Source organism: Protofrankia sp. Cj3 (genome assembly GCF_917627355.1).
GTDB lineage: Bacteria > Actinomycetota > Actinomycetes > Frankiales > Frankiaceae > Protofrankia.
Genome location: NZ_CAKJTR010000022.1, coordinates 5,733 through 8,353 on the forward strand (window position 1 = coordinate 5,733; position 2,621 = coordinate 8,353).

Sequence of the window (2,621 nt, forward strand, 5' to 3'; positions counted from 1 at the left end):
CCTCGGCCGGCCCGGTGCCGGCGGTGGCGTCCGTCACGCCGGTGACGCCGAACGCGGCGAGCTGCCGTCCGACGGCGCTGAGATCCGGAGCCGGCGCGGGGGGGAGCCGTCCGCGCAGCCAGCCGTCCAGCCGGAACAGTCGGCCGTCGGGACGTCCAGCCGGGCCGCGCCCGGCTCCGGGCGGCGCGCTGACGGCAGCACCTGCTTGATCGTCAAGGCCGGCCGCGGCGAGGGCAGCCGAGTTGAGCATCCACAACGCCCCGGAGCGGTGCTGTACCCGCACGGGGACATCCGCGACCATCGTGTCGAGATCATCCCTGGTCAGCGGACCGGCAACACTGTCGTGGTAACCGACGCCGCGGACCCAGCCCCCTCGCCGGGTCCGCGCCGCGGCCGAGCGCAGGGCCGCGGCGAGTGCCGCCCGGTCGCGTACGGCCGGCGGGCCACAGAGCACCGAGCCGTGCGCGGCGGCCAGGGCCAGCAGGTGGATATGATGATCATGAAGGCCGGGAAGGAGAATGCCGCCCCGGGCGTCCACGACGTACTCGCCGGGCAGGCGGGACAGCTCCGGGCCGACGGCGACGATCCGGTCACCGCCGATCCGTACCGATGTTGTCCAGCCCCGCCCGTCGACCCGCGCGTTGATGATCAGAATTCGGTCGTCGTGGCCGGTCGTCATCAGGCGAGCTCCGCGAGGACGCGCGCGGTGTCCGCGCCCAGCTCCGGCGCGGTACCGGCCGGCATCCGGTGGCGGGGCGGCAGGACCGGCCGCCGGCAGCCGCTGGCCGCCACGAACCACCCGCTGGGGTTGTCTTCGTCCTGATCGGAGCCGGGCGACCATCGGGCGGCCGGGTCGCGCCGGGGGAGCCTCGGGCGGGTCCCGAGCAGCGAACCCGCCGCCTCGCGCAGGGCGATGTCGACATGGTGGCCGCCGCCGCCGACCACGCACGCGAGTGCCGCGACCGCCGCGTACAGGCCGGTCACCGGGTCGGCGATCGCGTCGGCGAGGAACATCGGCGTCCCGTCCGGCCCGACGGCGACCAGGCCGGCGGCTGCGGCCGCATCGTCGCCGAAGGCCACCCGCTGGCACCACGGTCCGGTCCGGCCGTAGCCGGTGATGCTCACCCAGGTCAGTGCGGGATGGCGGGCGAGCAGGCCGGCCGGGTCGATGCCCAGCTGGGCCAGGGCCCGCGGCCGGGACGCCTCGATCACCACGTCGGCCCGCAGCATCAGGCGGACGAGGGCGGCCCGGCCGTCAGGCGTGCGCAGGTCGAGCGCGACACTTTCGTGGCCGGCGTGCAGGAGGTCGAAGAAAGCCCGCGGCCCGGACCGCGCTCCGTCCGGCCGCCGGGTGCTCTCGACCTTTATCACCCGGGCGCCGGCGAGCCCCAACAGGTGCGCGCACAACGGTCCGGCCCACAGCGACGACAGGTCGACGACGAGGATCGGTCTCGTCGGTGGGAGGGGTCGGTGGCCCGTCCCGGTCGGGGTGCTGTCGGTCGATGCGCTGGAGATTGGTGTGCCGTCGAGGAGGAACGGCGCGAACGGGAAGCGCTGGCCGCGCGCGGCGGCCTGGTCGTCCTGGGCCGCGTCCTTCGGCTGGGCGGCCGCGGCCACCGGCAGGCCGAGCAGCTGCCCCTGCTCGACCACATCGTGAGTGGGTAACCGGGCGAGCGCGACCGTGACCGCATCCCACAGCCCCACCGGATGGTCGTCCCGGTCGTGATCATTCCCGGCGATCGACAGCCAGGCCGGCAGCAGCTCACGGTCGGAGCTGCGGGCCAGGTTGACCGCGACCCAGCCGTCCCGGGTGGGGAGCAGGCGGGCGGCACCGCCGGCGGACCGCCGGCCACCGCGGGTCAGCCGGCTGATCGCGGCCCGTTCGCCGAGCAGCGCCCCCGCGTCCACCTCGACGCGCCGGCCGCGTGCCGCCGCGAGCAGCCGGAACACGGCCATCGCACCGTCGAGGCGCGGCACGACCGGCAGCTCGGGCGCGAGCGGAGCGCCGCCCGCCGGGCCTGTCAACGCCATCGCGCCCGATCGCGCCCAGGTCAGCGCCGGTGGCAGCTCGACCATAGGGTCGAGCACGGCTATGGGGGCGAGCGTGGCCATGACGGCCGGGCGCGCGGCAGGGGCCGCGGTTGTGCCCAACCGTGGGACCGTCGCGCCGAGGCCGCGCAACAGCTCGACAGCTGCGGCCAGCGCGGGGGAGCCGACCCGGGCTCCGCCCGCATCCGCCGTGCCGGCGGGTGGATCATCCGAGGTGAGGACGGTCATCCCGGACAGGGGCAGGCTCACCATCCCACCTCCCTGCCTCCCATGGTGATGTCGGCCTGGACCGGTGCCAGGAGCAAGGTCGTCTCAGTTCGTTCCTCGGTGGCTACCCGCTACCGTTTGCCCGTGCCGATCCCACCTGTCGCCCAGGCAGCATCTGCCACACCGGTACCGTCGGTCGACCGGTTCCCGGTCGGCGTGCTGCCGATCGATGTGGCAGCTGATCTTGTGGATGCGGCGTCCCCGGCTGATCTTGTCGACGTCCTCGGTGGTGTGCCACTGCTGGCCGTCGACCTGACGATGGCCCCGGCCCCGGCGATGGCCCCGGTGACGGCGACGGACCTGCC

General features: G+C 74.9%; 3 protein-coding genes. 1 reads left to right on the forward strand and 2 read right to left on the reverse strand.

Annotated features, from left to right (window positions below):
• A partial coding sequence (locus MJ783_RS04945; RefSeq protein WP_239308732.1) for an amidohydrolase family protein occupies positions 1-679 on the reverse strand: 679 nt, incomplete at its 3' end.
• Positions 679-2,301: a CoA transferase gene (locus MJ783_RS04950; RefSeq protein WP_239308733.1), complete on the reverse strand. Its 1,623-nt coding sequence runs from the start codon at positions 2,299-2,301 to the stop codon at positions 679-681. The genes MJ783_RS04945 and MJ783_RS04950, both read right to left, overlap by 1 nt.
• Before the next feature lie 99 nt (positions 2,302-2,400).
• On the opposite strand from MJ783_RS04950, the gene MJ783_RS04955 reads away from it, so the two are divergent.
• Positions 2,401-2,621, forward strand: a 221-nt coding sequence (locus MJ783_RS04955) for a hypothetical protein (protein WP_239308734.1), incomplete at its 3' end; no start/stop codon positions are given.

Excerpts from the sequence above, each read along its gene's own strand:
- MJ783_RS04950 (WP_239308733.1), bottom strand. The coding sequence starts at position 2,301 with ATGGTGAGCCTGCCCCTGTCCGGGATGACCGTCCTCACCTCGGATGAT.